Raw genomic sequence first — 517 nt, 5'->3', positions numbered from 1 at the left:
GATACGGCTGGCGAGACAGTTGGCTTGAATGTGAACGGCAAGGAAACGGTCAACGCCTTCACGCAAGATACGATTCAGGTGGGCGGAACCACGTACCTCAACTTCGGGAGCACGCAAGGCGGCAATAGCGTAACCGGTGTTGCAGCGGGCGCGACCATCAATGACGTGAGTGCGGGAAATAACACGCTCACTTTGGATACGGCTGGCGAGACAGTTGGCTTGAATGTGAGCGGCAAGGAAACGGTCAACGCCTTCACGCAGGACACGATTCAGGTGGGCGGAACAACGTACCTCAACTTCGGAAGCACGCAAGGCGGCAATAGCGTGACTGGTGTTGCATCGGGCGCGACCATCAATGATGTGAGTGCGGGCAATAACACGCTCACTTTAGATACGGCTGGCGAGACAGTTGGCTTGAATGTGAACGGCAAGGAAACGGTCAACGCCTTCACGCAAGATACGATTCAGGTGGGCGGAACCACGTACCTCAACTTCGGGAGCACGCAAGGCGGCAATA

Annotated in this window: 1 protein-coding gene; it reads left to right on the top strand. The window is 56.1% G+C overall.

Annotation, left to right across the window (positions count from 1 at the left end; genetic code table 11):
- The coding region (locus KHU30_RS25000; protein WP_211445294.1) for a hypothetical protein at positions 1-517 on the top strand (517 nt) is incomplete at both ends.

The organism is Collimonas humicola, assembly GCF_018304945.1.
Lineage (GTDB): Bacteria > Pseudomonadota > Gammaproteobacteria > Burkholderiales > Burkholderiaceae_D > Collimonas > Collimonas humicola.
The sequence above is the reverse complement of the archived record's forward strand: the minus strand, read 5'-3'. Positions and strand labels throughout refer to the sequence as shown.